15 protein-coding genes are annotated in these 16,326 nt (G+C 66.1%); 4 read left to right on the top strand and 11 right to left on the bottom strand.

The window, feature by feature from the left end:
• Positions 1–148 precede the first annotated feature (148 nt).
• Positions 149–796, top strand: coding sequence for a DUF2268 domain-containing putative Zn-dependent protease (locus tag ROJ8625_RS01270; RefSeq protein ID WP_085790036.1), 648 nt, complete (start codon positions 149–151; stop codon positions 794–796).
• Positions 797–955: 159 nt separating this feature from the next.
• Here the strand turns inward: ROJ8625_RS01270 and ROJ8625_RS01265 are convergent, their stop codons facing one another.
• Both ROJ8625_RS01265 and ROJ8625_RS01260 read right to left on the bottom strand, forming a co-directional pair.
• Positions 956–1,729: an alpha/beta fold hydrolase gene (locus ROJ8625_RS01265; protein WP_085790035.1), complete on the bottom strand. Its 774-nt coding sequence runs from the start codon at positions 1,727–1,729 to the stop codon at positions 956–958.
• Between the two features lie 303 nt (positions 1,730–2,032).
• Positions 2,033–2,791: a MauE/DoxX family redox-associated membrane protein gene (locus ROJ8625_RS01260; protein ID WP_085790034.1), complete on the bottom strand. Its 759-nt coding sequence runs from the start codon at positions 2,789–2,791 to the stop codon at positions 2,033–2,035.
• Positions 2,792–3,055: 264 nt separating this feature from the next.
• On the opposite strand from ROJ8625_RS01260, the gene ROJ8625_RS01255 reads away from it, so the two are divergent.
• On the top strand, positions 3,056–4,429 hold the full coding sequence (locus tag ROJ8625_RS01255; RefSeq protein ID WP_085790033.1) for a multicopper oxidase family protein: 1,374 nt from the start codon (positions 3,056–3,058) through the stop codon (positions 4,427–4,429).
• A gap of 93 nt (positions 4,430–4,522) precedes the next feature.
• On the opposite strand, the gene ROJ8625_RS01250 is transcribed toward ROJ8625_RS01255, so the two are convergent.
• From ROJ8625_RS01250 to ROJ8625_RS01220, 7 genes are all read right to left on the bottom strand, one after another.
• Entirely contained in the window at positions 4,523–5,062 is a 540-nt protein-coding gene (locus tag ROJ8625_RS01250) for a helix-turn-helix transcriptional regulator (protein WP_234984131.1), read from the bottom strand.
• Between the two features lies 1 nt (position 5,063).
• Positions 5,064–5,705, bottom strand: a complete 642-nt coding sequence (locus tag ROJ8625_RS01245) for a cytochrome b/b6 domain-containing protein (RefSeq protein ID WP_085790032.1) — start codon at positions 5,703–5,705, stop codon at positions 5,064–5,066.
• Between the two features lie 3 nt (positions 5,706–5,708).
• Complete coding sequence (locus ROJ8625_RS01240; RefSeq protein WP_085790031.1) at positions 5,709–5,966, bottom strand: PepSY domain-containing protein; 258 nt, start codon at positions 5,964–5,966, stop codon at positions 5,709–5,711.
• A gap of 258 nt (positions 5,967–6,224) precedes the next feature.
• Entirely contained in the window at positions 6,225–7,202 is a 978-nt protein-coding gene (gene mbfA, locus ROJ8625_RS01235; RefSeq protein WP_085790030.1) for an iron exporter MbfA, read from the bottom strand.
• 566 nt (positions 7,203–7,768) lie between these two features.
• On the bottom strand, positions 7,769–8,203 hold the full coding sequence (locus ROJ8625_RS01230; RefSeq protein WP_085790029.1) for an alpha/beta hydrolase: 435 nt from the start codon (positions 8,201–8,203) through the stop codon (positions 7,769–7,771).
• 125 nt (positions 8,204–8,328) lie between these two features.
• On the bottom strand, positions 8,329–8,718 hold the full coding sequence (locus tag ROJ8625_RS01225; protein ID WP_085790028.1) for a hypothetical protein: 390 nt from the start codon (positions 8,716–8,718) through the stop codon (positions 8,329–8,331).
• 267 nt (positions 8,719–8,985) lie between these two features.
• Positions 8,986–9,882 carry a LysR family transcriptional regulator gene (locus tag ROJ8625_RS01220; RefSeq protein WP_085790027.1) on the bottom strand — a complete coding sequence of 299 codons (897 nt, stop codon included), beginning with the start codon at positions 9,880–9,882 and terminating at the stop codon, positions 8,986–8,988.
• 77 nt (positions 9,883–9,959) lie between these two features.
• Here ROJ8625_RS01220 and ROJ8625_RS01215 point away from each other — a divergent pair, with 77 nt between their 5' ends.
• Positions 9,960–10,700: an NAD(P)H-dependent oxidoreductase gene (locus tag ROJ8625_RS01215; RefSeq protein WP_306372285.1), complete on the top strand. Its 741-nt coding sequence runs from the start codon at positions 9,960–9,962 to the stop codon at positions 10,698–10,700.
• Positions 10,701–10,844: 144 nt separating this feature from the next.
• Here ROJ8625_RS01215 and ROJ8625_RS01210 read toward each other — a convergent pair whose 3' ends face one another.
• Both ROJ8625_RS01210 and ROJ8625_RS01205 read right to left on the bottom strand, forming a co-directional pair.
• Complete coding sequence (locus ROJ8625_RS01210; protein WP_085790025.1) at positions 10,845–11,198, bottom strand: hypothetical protein; 354 nt, start codon at positions 11,196–11,198, stop codon at positions 10,845–10,847.
• An 86-nt stretch (positions 11,199–11,284) separates the two neighbouring features.
• Positions 11,285–14,623 carry a M10 family metallopeptidase C-terminal domain-containing protein gene (locus tag ROJ8625_RS01205; protein WP_085790024.1) on the bottom strand — a complete coding sequence of 1,113 codons (3,339 nt, stop codon included), beginning with the start codon at positions 14,621–14,623 and terminating at the stop codon, positions 11,285–11,287.
• Between the two features lie 649 nt (positions 14,624–15,272).
• Between ROJ8625_RS01205 and ROJ8625_RS01200 the strand changes: the two genes are divergently transcribed.
• A complete protein-coding gene (locus ROJ8625_RS01200; protein ID WP_234984130.1) occupies positions 15,273–16,202 on the top strand; it encodes a DMT family transporter in 930 nt (309 codons plus the stop codon).
• The last annotated feature ends 124 nt before the right edge of the window (positions 16,203–16,326 follow it).

Raw genomic sequence — 16,326 nt, 5'->3', positions numbered from 1 at the left:
CGGACCGCGGCTTCAGACCTTTTCCGGACCTCGCCTGTCCGCCACGCCGGGGCCGGGTTCGGCGGGACGAGCTGGCTTTCGCTTCGCCTGAGCGCATATCCGCTGCTGGCGATTGGATGAGTCCAGCCGAGCAAGGTAGTGAGGCCGCGTGACATGGACCATCCACATTGCCAATGCCTCAGGACGCCTCGACGGTCTTGTGTCCGCGATCCGCTCGGCGATCGCCCGCGCGCAGACGCAGGCTGAGGCCGTGACCGAACCCGTTGACATAGACCTTGTGGTTCAGGCTTGGCCGGGCCGTGTCATCGAGCATCTGGGGCACGCGGGCTACGCGCCCACCGACGACATGATTCAGCTGACCCTTGATCCAACCAATGCGAATTGCGCGGAGAACCTGGGTGAGCCGCTAGAGCGAACCATCGTTCACGAACTGCATCACGTGCTGCGATGGCGCGGGCCCGGCTATGGGCGCACGCTGGGCGAGGCCCTCGTCACCGAAGGGTTGGCGGGTCACTTCGCGCAGCAGCTCTACGGCGGGCCTCCGGAGAAGTGGGAGTCGTCGCTTGATGCGGAAGGCCTAGCAGAGGCCGCGCGTGACGCGGAGGCAGCATGGGATGACGATGCGTATGACCATGCCGCGTGGTTCTTCGGAAACGACCCCGCGTGGCGCGGATACGCGCTTGGATACGCATTGGTCGGACGTTTTCTCCTCTCTCACCCAAAGGAGACGCCGGCGACACTGATCCATGCCGAAGCTGCAAGATTCCGCGACGATTGCGATATGGCATTCGGCTAGAACCGGAAAAGTAAGCCCGGAGAGCCGTCGTTCAGGGTGATCGCAGCATTCCGTGACACAGCGCTCGGTGCGGGTGTTCTCTGCGTATCGCCCGAGCGGCGGCTGCGCGGGACGAAAGAGACCTTCCCGCGTCGTGCCGGAACGGCTGCAAGATGCGTGTTATCGGGCGAGCGCCGCTTCCAGCTCGTCGAAGAAGACGTCCCTGGCATAGACCTCCTGCCAGGGCTTGTGACCGCATCTGTCGATGAGGACGAACCGAGCGGCGGGAAGGGCAGCCGCCAAAGGAGCGCGGACACCTTCGGAGGGTCTTGGGTCGTGGTCGCCGTGCAAAGCGGTGACCGGAGAGCGGATCGTGCCGATCTCGCGGAGCAGCGTTCCGTCTCGGCGCATCCGATCCGCTTCCGGCCAGACGGCGGAATGGATTGCCCCATCGAAAATCACTTCAGGCAAAGGCGATCCATCCCGTGCGTAGCTGTCAGACCGGTCGGATAGTTCGATGAAGCGGGCGACCTGCATGGCATCACCCTCCCGGGGATCGAGGACGGACAGTTCGCGGCGTTCGGCCTCGGACAGCCGGGACATCTTCGTCGCCCGGATCCGTTTGGCGTGGCGTGCGTCGAATGGGCCGCTGCCAACAAGGACGAGCGTCTCGACGAGCCTCCCGCGTCGTGAGGCCAGAAGGCAGCCGAGCCACGCACCCCATGACCACCCGATCACCGCGACGGGCGGGGCGCAGGCCGCCGTGATCTGTTCCGCCAGCTCTTCCACCTGTTCGGCAACGGACCGTCTCGTCTGGAAAGGTTCGAGAACGCGATAACCTCTGATGCCCAACTCCCGGGCAAGCGGCGCAACCTCTCCGGCACCGCCGGGCCCGCCATGCAGAACGACGGCGCGCGATGGCCCCTCACCATACTTTCGCCATCCGCCTTGCATGGCCAAGTCCTTCCGGTCGCGCGATCATGGCCATCTAGTGCCAGCAACATCCGAGTATATCCATCGGCTGTTGCCGAAACGTCCATTCGAATGCTCCGCAGCATCGGTCCGAAAGCCCTCCAGACGGCCGCACGTTGTGTCACATCTCGAAGACTGTATCCCGGGCCGTCGCGTCGCCCGGTACTTTCACTTCGTTCCATCACAGTCCGCTCCGACGAGCGATTGGACCGGTCGACAGTGCATGTGTGGCGTGGCTCGACCGCTCCACAATCGGTGTGTCGGTCATGGTCTCTTGCTCCCGCCTCAGAACAGAAATGCCTTTGCCGGCATCCAGAGGCCCATGAGGATCATGATCAGGTTCTCTGTCAGCGAGATGAAGCCGAGCGGCACGTTGCTGCCGCCGCCGACACAGGCGCATTTCAGTTCGCGCCTATCGATGTAGACGGCCTTGAAGACCGACACGGCACCGACCGTGCCGATGAAAAGCGCAACGGGCGCCGAGATCCAGACCAGGGCGCCGGTGATCATCAGGATGCCGGCAAGCGTCTCGCCGAACGGGTAGAGCTTTCCGTAGGGCACCCAGCGCTGGGCGAGCAGATCGTAGTTGAGGAACATGGTCGAGAAGCTCTCGACATCCTGAAGCTTCTGCAGCCCGAGCAAGGTCATGGAGATCGCGACGAACCATTCGAGCGTGCGCAGCGTGAGAACCGTGTCGAACGCGGCCCAGGAGATGGCCAAAGCCATGAGAAAACCGACCGCGAAGATCGCGAGCACCGGCTGATACGTCGTCTCGTCGTCACTCTTCACCGACTTGCCGAGATGCGCCCGGACCTCCTCATAGCCGCCGATGCGATCATCGCCGATCCAGACCTGCGGTGTCGTCTTGACCGCGTGCTCCGCCATGAACGAGTCCTTTTCGTCCTTGGTCTCGAGCCAGTGGTCGTCGACCCGATACCCCTCACGTTCGAGGAGCGACTTCGTCTTCAAGCCGAACGGGCAGAGATGGTCTGGCATGACCATCCGGTAGAGCGTGGCGGTCTTGTTCGTGCTGTCGCGCGGCATGTGTCACCTCCGGTCGATGCGGTGCTTCGAGGCAAAACACACCGACCGAAGGTGCAGGTTCCCCGCCTGTCGGGCGCGGCGCCGAAGCGCTCCCCAGCCAGTATTCCGGTCCGGTGCCCGGGTCGGGGTGACGGAATGGCGCATTGGTCCCACTGGGAGTGCCCGCCTCGCTTCGCTATCCTGCGCACACGCGCGGTTGACTACGGCCGTAGCGCGGCATCGCCCGCCGCGCGCACGTCATCAAGGGATGGAGGCACCTCTCGCATGACCGTTTCACGCAGGAGCTTCCTGGCCGGGAGTGCCGGCGTCGCCCTGACGCTCGGTATGCCCGCACGGGCCGAGACCGAACGGCTCGTGGCCGGCAAGGGGGTGCGTCAACTCCTGCCGGACGCGTATCCGGCGACATCGCTTTGGACCTATGACGGGTCTTCGCCGGGCCCGGTGCTCCGGTTCCGGCAAGGCGACCGGCTCCGCCGCCGCTTCGAGAACGCCCTGGACCAATCCAGCACGATCCACTGGCACGGGCTGCGCCTGCCAAACGAAATGGACGGCGTGCCGGGCGTGACGCAGGACACCGTGCCGCCCGGCGGTACGTTCGACTACGCGTTCGACCTGCCTGACGCCGGTACCTACTGGTATCATCCGCATGACCGGTCGTGGGAGCAGGTCGGCCGCGGCCTGTCCGGCGCGCTGATCGTCGAAGAGCCCGAGCCGCCGGAGGTCGATTTCGACGAGGTCCTGCTGGTTCAGGACTGGCGGCTGACCGAGAACGGCGAGATCGCCGAGGATTTCGGGTCGCTGCACGACCGGTCGCATGCCGGGCGCATCGGAAACTGGCTCACCGCGAACGGTCTTGCGGCGGTCGAGCGCCGCGTCGGTCGCCACGCGCGGTTGCGGGTGCGCGTCATCAACGCCGCGAGCGCCCGCATCCTCCGGATCGGTGGAGAAGGCGTAAACGCTGTGATCGTCGCGCTCGATGGCCAGCCCCTGAGGTCGCCCGAACCTCTGACCGCGCCAGTGCCGCTCGGCCCCGGGGCGCGCGCCGACCTGATCGTCGACGTGACCGCCGAAGGGGGCGAGGCGGCGTTCCTCTACCACCTCGAACGCGATGGCGGCGTGCCGCTCCTCGACCTGACCGTCGACGGCGATGCGCGCACCTCAAGGCTCGGCCCGGTTGCACCTCTGGCGCCGAATGCGTGGCCCGATCTCGCGCTTGGCGACGCGCGGGCCGTCGATCTCCGGATGGAGGGGGGGGCGATGGGCGGTCTCTCCCATGCGACGCTCGGCGGCGAGACCCTTTCCCTGCGCGAGCTGGCCGCGCGCGGAAAGGTTTGGGCCTTCAACGGCGCGGTCGACATGCACGAGCGCCCGCTCGCAGAGGTTCGCGCGGGCGAGACGCTGCGCATCCGGATGGTGAACGACAGCGCATGGCCCCACGCGATGCACCTGCACGGCCACCATTTCCGCCAGATCGGCGAGGACGGCACAGCCGGGGCGCTTCGGGATACGGCTCTCGTGGCGCCGGACGGCCGGGCCGAGATCGCATTCGTCGCGGAGCGACCGGGCGACTGGCTCCTGCATTGTCACATGCTCGGCCATGCGGCGAGCGGAATGATGACGCGGGTTCGTGTCGTCTGAGGTCCGCCGCTGTCTTGAGCCTGCCGAGACATCATCAGACGTTGCACACCAGATGCGGGCGACGCGGCCGAGGTCCGACTATGCTCGGGCGTCTCACGAGAGCTGTCGGTCCGCGGTCCCGGCGGGCGGCGCGGAAATTCCGTCGAGAAGGTCTTCCACGAACCACGCGGCGAATTGGGCCCGGCCCGAGACGCCGGCCTTGCTGTAGATCCGGGTGAGCTGCGCGCGGACCGTGCTTGGCGCCGCGCCTCGGATCCCGGCGATTTCGGCGGCGTCGAGACCCTTGAGAGCGAGGAGCCCGACGTCGCGCTCGGCCGGCGTCAGGCTCCACGCCTCGAACTGGGCCCCGATGATCCGGGCCAGATCGCCGCGCGCGGCACCAAGCGCCCGATCCTGCGCCCGCATCCGGTTTATCGTGCGACGCAGTTGCCAGGCATTGAGCAAGATCCCGGCAACGAGGGCCGCCGTCACCAGAGCCTCGAGAACCGAATGGCCGGCGAGTGGCGCATGAACGAGGTCTGCAGCCACGTCACCGACGAAGAAGACGGCGGCGACGCATTGCAGAACCATGATCCCGGCGAGGCCGAGCTGGCGTCGTCGCTCGGTTGCTTGAGTCCGGTCCGGGTCGATCACGCTACCTCCTTCGTCCGGCCACCATTCCGCGCACCAGATTTCGGCCAAGCGCACGGCTTTCGACTGCCACGCCCGCGACGTGTATGACCGCGAGGATCAGCATCAGGTTTGCCACGACCTCGTGCACCTCTTCCGCGATCTCGCCCGCGCCCTCATCGTCATGATCGTCCGCGCGGTCTTTGGCGACAAGTACCGACCAGTCGCCGGCGGCGACCGCGGCGTTCTCCTCGGAGATGGTCAATGGGCTCTTGCCGTCGGTCATCACCAGGCCAGTGCCGATCACGACGGCGAGGCACGCCCAGAGCGCGTAGGCCATGAGAGCCCCTGCCGGATTGTGCGAGGCATGGTCCTGCGGTCGTCCGCGCAAGAGATCGACCAGGTGGCTCAGCGCGCCCCGCGGATCGGGCAGGAACGAAGCGAAGCGCGCCTCTCGCGGGCCGATCACGCCCCAGAGCAGGCGAAGCGCGAGAACGGCCATGGCGGCCCAGCCGATCCACACGTGGATCGTGGCCCCGGGCTTTGTCAGCAGAGCATTGGCAAGGACCGCGGCCGCGAGGCTCCAGTGTGTCAGCCGCACCACTGGATCCCACGGGGGCACGGCACCGGGCGCCGCGTGGGCGCCCGACTCGATGTGCTGCCGCATCGCTCAATCCTCGGACTTGATCTTGGTGACGATGCCGGACTTCGGGTCGATGTAGACCTCGTATCGTTTGGCAGCGTCATCGCGGCACTTGGCCTCGATCTGGCCGCCTTCCGCCTCGAACTCGTCGACGGCACACCCGGCATTTGCCAGCGCGGCGGTCGCCTCTGCGGGGGTGGTCCCGACCATATCGCCGACGGCGGGAAGGGCGTGAGCGAAAGCGGGCATGAGAGCGAGCGGAGCGGCGAGCAGGAGTTTGGTCATGTCATGTCCTTTCAGGGATTAGGGTTTCCCGACCGGGTTGGCCGTGGGTCTGACATGACGCGCGGACGGGCCGACAGGCCATTGACCGAGCGCTGATACGGGCCCGCGTAAGCGGATGCTTACGCCGCCTCTCGCCGGGTGCTCCGGCCGGGGGTGGAAAAGGATTGACTGTCCGGGGCCGGAGCGCAGCTTCCCCGCCCGGGCGCTGCAATGCGGCAATCGCCTGCGCCGTGCTTGGCCGACCCGGCCGCGGCGCGCTCAGCCCGACCCGATCAGGATACCGGCGCCGAGCACGAGCGCGCCACCGATCACGACCTGGACCACGGCCCGCAGGAACGGCGTCGCCATGTATCGCTTCTGGATCCAGGCGATCGCCCAAAGCTCGAGGAAGACCACCACGAAAGCGATCGTGGTCGCAGTCCAGAAATGCGGGATGAGATACGGCAGCGCGTGTCCCAGACCGCCGACGGTCGTCATGATGCCTGACGCGAAGCCGCGCTTCCAGGGAGATCCCCGCCCCGAGATCGCGCCATCGTCCGAGGCGGCTTCGGTAAAGCCCATCGAGATGCCCGCGCCGACCGAGGCGGCGAGCCCGACGAGAAAGGTCGTCCACGGATCCTGAGTGGCGAACGCCGTGGCGAAGATCGGCGCGAGGGTGGACACCGAACCGTCCATCAGTCCGGCAAGGCCCGGCTGCACCCATGTCAGGACGAATTGCCGGTGCGCGGCTTCGTCTTCCGCATCGCGGGCCGCCTCGCCGAGATGGACGGCCTCGAGTTCCGACGCTTCTCTCTCGTGGCCGGCTTCGGCCGCGGCAAGGTCGTTCAGCAATGCCCGGGTATCGGCATCCGTCGAGCGGCGCGCGGCGGCCTCGTAGAACCTCTGCGCCTCCCGTTCCATGATCTTCGCCTGGGCGCGGATCTCCTCGAGCGACAGGGTTTCCACCAACCAGACAGGCCGTTGCCTGTAGAAGTCGGCGACATGTTCGCGCCGGATAAGAGGGATGGTCTCCCCGAACCGCTGCTTGTGCCGGTTGATCAGCCTTTGCTGGTGTTCGGCTTCCTCGCGCGCCATGCCGTCGAAGATCTCGGCGCTCGCCGGAAAGTCGTCGCGCAGCCGCGCCGCGTAGCCCCGGTAGATGCGGCCGTCGTCCTCTTCTGCCGAAATGGCGAGCGCGAGGACTTCCTGCTCGCTGAGTTGCGAGAAGCGTCGCCGGCCGGGAAGGAACGGAACCATCGTGAGATCCCTCGACGTCATTCAGCGATTGGAATTTACACCTTCCGCAGGCCGCCTGTCTCTTTCAAGATAGGAGGGTCAGCCAGAGGCGGGGCGGCCGAGCGGTGAACGGGCCGCGGCGAACGGCGTTCGGGCCGGGTCGATCGCCGCGCTGTTCGCTGGAACACGGTCGGGCACGCATCGGCCACGCCGCGCGCGCGCACCTGCGGCGACCGCCGGATTTGCGGTCTCGACCCGGACGCCACCCGCTCCGCTCTCGGTCCGACCACTCGGCTGGCACGATGCCCCGCCCAAGCGCGCGCCGCGGCCTGCAGACCGCCCGTTTTCCCCTTCTTCTTGGCAAAAATACTCAAGGACGCGCGAGGGGCCCTGGCCGAAGTCCGTTCGATGCGCCGCGCCACGACGGCCACGCAAGGCCCAAGCCGCACTTCGATCGTCAATGCGCTGCACCGGTTGGCGCCGTTCGGATCGTATCGCGTCCGCGTGTGTCATGCTTCACCGACCGTCAGCGTGCTGTGTCGCCGCGAAGGAGCATCCGGATGCTCCTTCGCGGCGCCTCTCCGAGATCACAGGGGCAGAGGATGCATCGTTCCGTCCAGCAACAACACCGGCGGGCGCAGGTCGGCGATGCAGGAGGGGTCGAGCGAGCCTTGCGGAGACCCGATATTGGCCTCGGTGATGTCGCGCGCGCACTGGCTGCAGAGGATCGTGCCGTGGACCGACTCCGGAAAGACGATGGTCTGGCGGTTCGGCAGCGTCTCGGCCGCCCGGGCGCCCCAGCTGAAATCGGTCTCGACGTCGATCTCGCCGTTCAGGATCAGTTCCTGACGGTCGCTGGTCACAGGCTCCAGCCGGGTGTCGCGGGGCACCGGTTCGAAAAGCTCTTCGCAGATCGTGAAGTGCTCCGGCGTATCGGGCAGCATCGCCGGGATGAAGGTCTCGGCGAAGGGCAGCGACGCGGTCTCTACGACCCGCCGGACGGCCGAATTTTGGCCACCCACGAAATCCTCCTGGCAGGCATAGACCTGACGGCCGGTCCGTCATGGCTCGACCGTCAGCCATGATGCGGGTCGCTCTATCGAAACGGCACTCGGAGTATCGGACACGCGCTGGCGCCGACCGATCGTCAACTCGCCAGGTCGGCGAGGTTCGCGTCCAGCAGGGCCTGCTGATCCACGGGGGCGAGTCCTTCGTCGAGGATGTCGCAAAGCACCTCGAAGACCGCGGCGGTCCGTCCGTCTGACGTGGTCTGCCAAATCCACTCGGACCCCTCCATCGCGATATCGATGAGGTCGCCGCGCGCCGCCTCCAGATCCGTCTCCGGCAGGTCGAGCGCGATGCGCACATCCCCGAGGCCTTGCCGGGGCAGGGACGTCTCGTCCCGGTATCGAGCGAAGTTGTCGAAGACCTCCTGCTGGATGCCGGAGGAGACGGCGCGGCTCACGATCTCGAGGATCGGGCGCAACAGGGCCTTGGTGTCGTCGCGTCCCTCCACGGCATCCAATGCGTCCAGCATTTCGGTTTTCCCACGAAGGTCCTTCGGAACAGTCAGTTCAAGTCGCACTCTGGAACAATACTCCCGGCAATGATCACGCGCTGAAACGCATTCCTGATCTATACTGGCTCGACGGCAGGCCAAGGCGGAGCCCACCTGCTTCGGTTACGCAGGTCGCGTTCACGTGGTCTGTGTCGTGCGGGTCAGATTGCGTTCAAGCGCAGCGGGGTACAACCGGCTCTTTTTCGGCTTCTTCACGCACGCTCGGCTTGCTTCAGCGTGGCTGGACTAGCGGACGCTGGCGGTCGCCTTCAGCGCGTGGCCGAGCCTGCCTCCGAGGTGATCGAGAACGGCGCGCACCCGCGCGGTTTGTCGAAGGTCGGGATGGGTCAGCATCCAGAGGTCCACCGCGAGACCTTCGACCTCAGGTCCGATGCGGCGCAGCGCGCCATCCGCTTCGGCAAGATAGCACGGCAGGATCGCCACACCGAGACCGGAGCGCACGGCGGCGTGCATACCCAGAACGCTGTCCATGCGGCAAACGCAGGACATGTCACATCCCGCGTCGCGCATCCACGCGTGCAACTGCGGATAGGGCATAAGGGGAGTCGGCCCGACCCATGGCAGGGCCGCCCAACTCCGTGACGGCTGGTCGGCGGGTTCGAAGGCCCGCGCGGCATAGGCTGCTTGCTCGATCACGCCCAGCCGGCGACCGACCAGGTGCTCGTCCGGCGCAGCGGAGGGCCGGATCGCGATATCGGCCTCGCGGAAGGAGAGGTTGGAGGTTTCGTTGGACACGGCGACCTCCAGCACGATCTGCGGTTCCTCGTGTCGCAAGCGGGCGATCTCTGGCGCCAGAAGCCCGCAGAGCAGCGTATCGGTCGTCGCCAGCCTTACGATGCCCGAGGGGCGAAGGTCATGTCCCGCGACGCGCCGTTCGGTCTCGTTGGTAAGTTCCTCGATCTCCCGCGCGGCGGCCGCGACCTTCTCGCCTGCGCTCGTGAGCCGATAGCCCGTGCGGAACCGCTCGAAAAGCCGCACGCCGAGCTTGGCCTCGACCGCGTTGATCCTGCGGAACATCGTCGGATGACTCGATCCGATCCGGTGGGCCGCCCCGGCGAGCGAGCCGGCCTCCGCGATCCGCAGGACCGTCGCGTAGTCGTTCCAATCAAGCTTTTTGTTCATTTTTGAAAGCACGGCTATCAGATGTGTCCGAAGACATATCAGAAGTGATCGTGCAGCGTCGAGGTGACCCGAAACCGATGCCGGAAGGCGCTCAGATGCACACCCATATCGTTCATGCCCATCCCGAGCCGAGATCCTACAATGCCGCGCTCACTCGGGCCGCAGAGCGCACGATGCGGAAACGGGGTAGCGTGACGGTGAGCGACCTCTACCGCGCGGGCTTCGACCCGGTCGAAAGCGGCCGGCACTACGCGAACCGCGCCCAGCCTGACACGTTCGCTCCGCTCGCCGAGCAGCGCCATGCCTGGCGCATCGATGCTCTGCCCGACGACGTTTCCGTCGAAATCCGGCAACTGGAACGCTCGGACCTGGTCGTCCTTCAGTTTCCGCTCTGGTGGCATGGGCCGCCCGCCATTCTCAAAGGCTGGATGGACCGCGTGTTCGTCAGCGGCGGGCTCTACACCAGTCGGATGCGCTATGATGCGGGCTATTTCAGGGGGCGCCGCGCGATCGTCTCCGTGACGACGGGCGCCCCGCAGGCGGCCTTCGGGCCAGGGGGCCGGGGCGGCGACTTCGAGACGATGCTCTGGCCCGTGCAATATTCGATGCATTACATGGGGTTTTCGGTGCTGCCGCCCTTCATTTCCTACGGTGTCCAGGGGCACGGCTACAGCTACGAGGATGAGGCAAGCGTCCAGGAGCGGCTTCGCCACAACCAAGACGCCTGGTCGGCACACCTGACGCGCCTCGATCAGGCCGAGCCGCTCCGGTTTCCCGGCTGGTCCGATTGGAATGCCGACGGCAGCGCTGTCGGGTAGGTGTGTCGCTTGCGTTTCCTGGCCGAGGGCCGTGCAGGAGGGGCGCGAACGCCGTTCGCCAGATGCGAAGTGCCTCTGTTTCGCGCTTCGGCCCGACCGGATGTCGAACCCCGGCGCCTGAGCCGGGAGCCGGCCCGCGCCGCGTCAGCGTGCTGCCTCGTAGAGCGTGATGGACAGTGGGTCGGACGGTGCCGCGCTGCCGCGTGCCAGAAGCCAGCCGTCTTTGCGTTCGAGCACGGCAACGATCTGGCGCGGCTCCGCATCGCCGTGCGGCAGGGAGAACGCCAGGGCGCGTGCCTTGCCGTCGCTCTCGAGGACAACGTCGGACCGGTCGCCGGTCGGTTCGGCGAAGACGCGGATCGTCCCTTGGGGGATCGCCCCGCCGTCCGCAAAAGTCAGTTCACCGCGCATCTCTGATGCACAGGCGGCGGTTGCGAGCGTGAAGGGGAGCGCAGCGAGACACGACAGGAGCTGTCGACGGTGCAGGTCGGAGGCCATGTTCAAGCCCTTTGCGATGAATGCCCCGGGAAACGTGCCGGGCTCGGACGGGGAGGGCGCCGGACGGCGCCCTCCCGCGGATCGTATCACACGAGGATGAAGTCCGACTCCGTGAGCTCGGGCGCCGATTGCAGGCGGGCGAACGTGACCGCCTCGACATCGCCGGAGCCGTCCGCGTCCCAGGACAGGTCGCCGCTCCGCGTGTTGTAGACAAGCCGGTCCTCCGCGTCCTGCGCCTCGCCCGTCGCGCTGGAATGGAATGCTCCGAAGGACAGCGGGCCTTCCGCGCCCAGACCCGCAAAGATCTCGCTGTCCAGAAGCACCATGTCCTCGCCGCTGTCGAAGTCGCGGATACGGTCCACGTTGTCCGCCCCGAGCTCGGTCGAGAAGCGGAAGCTGTCCGCGCCCTGACCGCCGAAGAGGATATCGTCGCCGAGACCGCCGTCCAGCAGGTCGTTGCCGCGCCCACCGGCGAGGCGGTCGTTGCCCGGCGTGCCCGGCTCGATCGGCTCCGGCGGGAACTCTACCGACACGTTGAGCTCGTAGGTCGAGCCCTCGGGCACCGACGGATCGAAGTCGCCCGTCTCCGGGGACCACTGGCCCTCGAGGATGTAGTAGGTGCCGGTTTCCTCGACGCTGTAGACCAGGCTCGAGTCGCGGTTCGAGGTCGACCCGGGATCGCCGCCGGCATCGTCGTTCTGCGCGACGATTTCGCCGTTCTCGTCAAGCAGCCGGATCCAGCTGTCATGCACGCTCGGATCGGCGATGCCGTCGATGTCGAGCGTGATGACCGTGCCAGCCGCGAGGTCGATCCGGTAGTAGTCGCCTTGGCCGTTGCCCGTCGACTCAACGGTCGTGTGCAGAACCTCTGTCGAGTCGAAGATGTCCGGATCCTCCTCCAGCGAGAAATTGTCCGAGATATCGAACGCGGTTTCGAGCGTGTTGTTGTCGGCATCCGCCCCGAGGCTCGCGTAGCCGCTGCCCAGGCCCGGACGCGGGATCGACTCGTCGTCGTAGGCGAAGTCCCCGAGCAGCGTGTCGTCCCCGGCCGCGCCGCGCAGAACGTCGTCGCCGCCCTGGCCGGTCAGCACGTTTTCGCCCCGGTCACCCCGGATCCGGTCATCCATGCCCGAGCCCGAGAGGTTTTCGATCGACGCGTAGGTGTCGCCCTCGGTATTGCCGGACTGCAGGTTGATGTTCACCCCGGTTTCGCTCGTCGAATAGTCCGCGGTGTCGCGGCCGGTGCCGCCGTCGAGCGTGTCGGCGCCGAGACTGCCGGTCAGCGTGTCGTCGCCCTGTGCGCCCGACAGGACGTTCTCGCCGTCGGTCCCGATCAGGTGGTCGCCATAATACGAGCCATCGACGTTCTCGACATTCTCGATGATGTCGTGGCGGATCGTGGTACCGCGTCCGACGATCTGGACCGGGCCGTCGGCATCGCCGCCCCGGGCCGTGCCCCCGGCGAGGTCCACGGTTACGCCCTCGTCGCTGCCCGAGTAATCGATCGTGTCGGTCCCGGCGCCACCGTTGAGGTAATCCTGCCCGGCACCGCCGACGATGTAGTCGTCGCCCCCCTCACCGTAGAGAAGGTCGCCGTCGCGCCCGCCATCGAGCGTGTCGTCGCCCTCGCGGCCGTTGAACACGTCGCCGCCACCGCGGCCGACGAAGTGATTGTCGGCCTCTGTGCCGATGAACCTGTCGATCCGGTCGTCAGAACCGATCAGGTTCTCGATCGAGTAGAACTGGTCACCGGATCCCGTGCCGCCCGAAGCGGTGTTGGTCTCGAGGTTCACCAGCAGCTGGAACGGGCTTTCCCGGCTGTAGTCGACTGTGTCGCTGCCGGCGCCGCCGTAGAACGTGTCCTCGCCGTCCTGACCGCGCAGCACGTCGTCACCGCTGCCGCCATCGAGAAGATCGCCGCCGGCGCCGCCGTCGATGGTGTCGTTGCCGGCACCGCCATAGAGCGCATCGGCGGCGTCGTCGCTCGGGGTCTGATCCTCGAGGTCCTCGACCGCGATCGTGTTGTTGATGTCGCGGCTTTCGAACGTGTCGCGGCCCCCGACGATGTAGTCGTCGCCGCCGAGCCCGAAGATGCGCTGGCCGTCCGCGCCGCCGTCGATCGTTTCGCTGGTCTCGTCGCCGAAGACGATCTCGGAGGCCGCGACGGCTGGGCCGCTGTCCTCCCCGGTGGGCGTGGACCCGCCGTCCTCTTCCGGAGCGGTCGCGCCAGTATAGACGATGTTCTCCACGTTCTCGATCTCTCCGAGGTCGAGATCCTCGTTCAACACGATGACGGTGTCGGTGCCGCCGTCGGCCTCTTCGCGGACCACGTCGTCGGCGCTGTCGACAAAGTAGGTGTCGTCGCCGTCATTGCCGGCCATGCTGTCGGCGCCGCCGCGCCCGTCGAGCACGTTGTCGCCGTCGTTGCCGATGAGGATGTCGTCGTGATCGCTGCCGATGCCGGTCTCGATGTAGTACTCTGCCTGGTCCTCGTTGTACCCGTCGAAGATCGACACGTTGTTGCTGTGGCCGTTGACGCTCGAGAAATTGCCGGCGCGCAGGTCGAGGATCGTGGCGTCGGTCGAGCCGGAGAAGTCGATCGTGTCGTCCCCGCCGGTATCGTGAATGACGAAGCCGATATCCTTCTTCATGCCGGACGACTCGAGCTCGTAGCCATACTCCGTGCTGCCGAAGCCGTAGACGTTGTCGCCGGTCATGAGGTCGATCGTCTCGAACGTCCGGTTGCCGTCCTCGTCCACGCTCGAGAAGAAGCGGCGGATCACCGCATCGACGTCGGCCATGAGCGGGGTGACCGCGGACCAGCGCGAATCTTCCCCGACATCGATGCCGTCGAAGTAGGACATGACGCTGTATTGCTGGCGATCGTAGGTCCAGGTCGCGTTGTTGAGATAGTTGATCTGAACGCCGCCGGGGCCGCTGTAATTGTAAAGACCCGGGTGGTTCAGCCCGAACTCGTGGCCGAACTCGTGTACGAAGCTGTCGTAGACATACCCGCCGATGTCGGTGAGGTTCGGCTCGGTATCGTGGAACCGCTGGCCGATGCTCACGTAGCGGTTGGCCGAAAAGGCGCTTCCGTCGCTCGGCTCGCCAAGTTCGGGACTGACGACCTCCATCCACTGGGTTTCGGGGTCGAACGGTTCGTCATCGACGATCTCGAACTCGAGCGGCGTGACCGACGACCACATCTCGAGAGCGCCGATGGCGGCATCCTTGTAGCCCGGATGATCGTTGAGGTCGGAGACGTTGATTTTCAGCGGCTCGGACGCGATCTCGGGCGTCAGGCTGCGGGGCAGAGCGCCGAGATAATCGAGAAAGGCGTCGTAATCCTCGCTTTTGCCATAAGGATTGTCCGGCGTCTGATCGTTGATCCACCATTCGGTGCCGGTCTGATTTGTTTCTGGCATTCGATGCCTCCCTCAAGAAAATAGCCATTAGCGGTCAATATTCCCGGGTTCCGGCGTCGGATTTCGACGCCGGGTGCTGTGCGGCGCAAAGCTTCCCCGGAATTGCACGGCCCGATACCCGACCGTGCGTGACCTTATGGTGAGTCCAAGTTGAAGGTTTCGCCTGTCAGAAGGCAATGAAAAGGCGCGAAAATTCGATCCTATCTGGTTTCCGGCAGGCTGACGCTCAAACCTGCTCGGCCCGTCGGCGTGACAACGCTCACGGGTTCATTACGTTAAGTCAGCTCGCCTCTTGCGTTCTGGCCATTTCATCTGGACCCGGATAACGGCGCCGCTCCGCGCGGGAGTCGCCAAGGCTATTGGCATCCATTCTCGGCTGAGTTCTGATTGATACTTGGATTCCGGGCAGGATGGTCGTTCGGCCTAGGCTCCAATGAAAGATGTCAGAATATTGGCGTAATCATCGAGTATTTGTCATTCGAATGGCTGCGCCTGTCGGGCGTATCTTGCGTGACGCGCTCATCCACCCGTGTCGCAGCATCTCGAGACGTGACCGGCCACCAGATCGGTCCTCTGTTGGCGAGGCGCGCGCATGCCGCTTGCGCACGGCTTCGAGCGGCGGCCGAGGCGGCTTTGACTCCCCGGAGGCATGACGTATGCGATCCTCATGAACCAGCAACAGACCACGAGCCTCGCCACCGCGATTGTCATTGTCACTGGCGTGCTGTGGGGTCTCTATTGGCTGCCGATCCGGTCGCTTCGCGATGCGGGCCTCGATGGTGCTTGGGGAACGCTCGCCATCACGTCGGCCGCAGTGCTTCTTCTGTGTCCGGCTGCGGTGTTGCGACGGCGCCATCTCCTTGCATCGAACCGGATCGGACTTCTGTCGATCGCCTTGGGCGGCGCCGCCTTCGCGCTGTATTCCATCGGCTTCGTATACGGGCACGTCGCGATCATCATCCTGCTCTATTTCCTCACGCCGGTCTGGAGCAGCCTGTTCGCACGGTACGTCATGGGGTGGCACACGCCGCTTTTGCGCGTAGTCGCGATCTTTCTTGGCTTGGCGGGACTCTACGTCATGCTCAGCAGCGATGGCGGTCTGCCGGTGCCGCAAGGGACCGGGGAGTGGATGGCGCTGCTTGCCGGCGGCCTCTGGTCCATCGCCACCACCGGGATGCGCGTCAAATCGCGGGTCGAGCCCGTCGCGGCCGCGTTCGTCTTCGCGCTCGGCGCAACGGTGACGGCGCTCGTCGTGGCGCCGTGGCTGGGCGCATGGCCGGCCGGTCCGGATGTCGGAGGTTTTCTTGAGCCTGCCGCTCTGGCTCTGGCGACTGGCGGCCTTTGGTGGGTGCTCTCGACCGCTGCCCTGATGTGGGCGACGGTCCGACTGGAACCTGCGCGGGTGGGCATTCTTCTGATGACCGAGGTGATCGTCGGTGCGGCGTCGGCGGCCGTCCTGGCCGGTGAGCATCTGGCCCCGCGGGAACTCGTGGGCGGCGCGCTCGTGCTGTGCGCCGGCGTGCTGGAAGTCTGGCCCGCCAAAAGGTCCTGCAACGAAATGGGCCATCCTCGTTCCTGAGCCGGTCGCCGGCCCGACATCCGTGCAGCGCTCGTTCGACTGAACCGATCGCGGCCCCTCACCGGATAGCCCGCGGCCGGTTCGACGGGTTCCCGGCCGTCGAGCGTCCAAGCGCGAGGCTCTT

This window comes from Roseivivax jejudonensis (assembly GCF_900172265.1).
In the GTDB taxonomy this organism is placed as follows: Bacteria; Pseudomonadota; Alphaproteobacteria; order Rhodobacterales; family Rhodobacteraceae; genus Roseivivax; species Roseivivax jejudonensis.
The sequence above is the reverse complement of the archived record's forward strand: the minus strand, read 5'-3'. Positions and strand labels throughout refer to the sequence as shown.

What these genes read in the sequence shown, in the direction of transcription:
- ROJ8625_RS01265 (WP_085790035.1), bottom strand. Translation starts at nt 1,729, where the DNA reads ATGCAAGGCGGATGGCGAAAGTATGGTGAGGGGCCATCGCGCGCCGTC.
- ROJ8625_RS01260 (WP_085790034.1), bottom strand. Translation starts at nt 2,791, where the DNA reads ATGCCGCGCGACAGCACGAACAAGACCGCCACGCTCTACCGGATGGTC.
- ROJ8625_RS01255 (WP_085790033.1), top strand. Translation starts at nt 3,056, where the DNA reads ATGACCGTTTCACGCAGGAGCTTCCTGGCCGGGAGTGCCGGCGTCGCC.
- ROJ8625_RS01245 (WP_085790032.1), bottom strand. Translation starts at nt 5,705, where the DNA reads ATGCGGCAGCACATCGAGTCGGGCGCCCACGCGGCGCCCGGTGCCGTG.
- ROJ8625_RS01240 (WP_085790031.1), bottom strand. Translation starts at nt 5,966, where the DNA reads ATGACCAAACTCCTGCTCGCCGCTCCGCTCGCTCTCATGCCCGCTTTC.
- mbfA (WP_085790030.1), bottom strand. Translation starts at nt 7,202, where the DNA reads ATGGTTCCGTTCCTTCCCGGCCGGCGACGCTTCTCGCAACTCAGCGAG.
- ROJ8625_RS01225 (WP_085790028.1), bottom strand. Translation starts at nt 8,718, where the DNA reads ATGCTGGACGCATTGGATGCCGTGGAGGGACGCGACGACACCAAGGCC.
- ROJ8625_RS01220 (WP_085790027.1), bottom strand. Translation starts at nt 9,882, where the DNA reads ATGAACAAAAAGCTTGATTGGAACGACTACGCGACGGTCCTGCGGATC.
- ROJ8625_RS01215 (WP_306372285.1), top strand. Translation starts at nt 9,960, where the DNA reads ATGCCGGAAGGCGCTCAGATGCACACCCATATCGTTCATGCCCATCCC.
- ROJ8625_RS01210 (WP_085790025.1), bottom strand. Translation starts at nt 11,198, where the DNA reads ATGGCCTCCGACCTGCACCGTCGACAGCTCCTGTCGTGTCTCGCTGCG.
- ROJ8625_RS01205 (WP_085790024.1), bottom strand. Translation starts at nt 14,623, where the DNA reads ATGCCAGAAACAAATCAGACCGGCACCGAATGGTGGATCAACGATCAG.
- ROJ8625_RS01200 (WP_234984130.1), top strand. Translation starts at nt 15,273, where the DNA reads ATGACGTATGCGATCCTCATGAACCAGCAACAGACCACGAGCCTCGCC.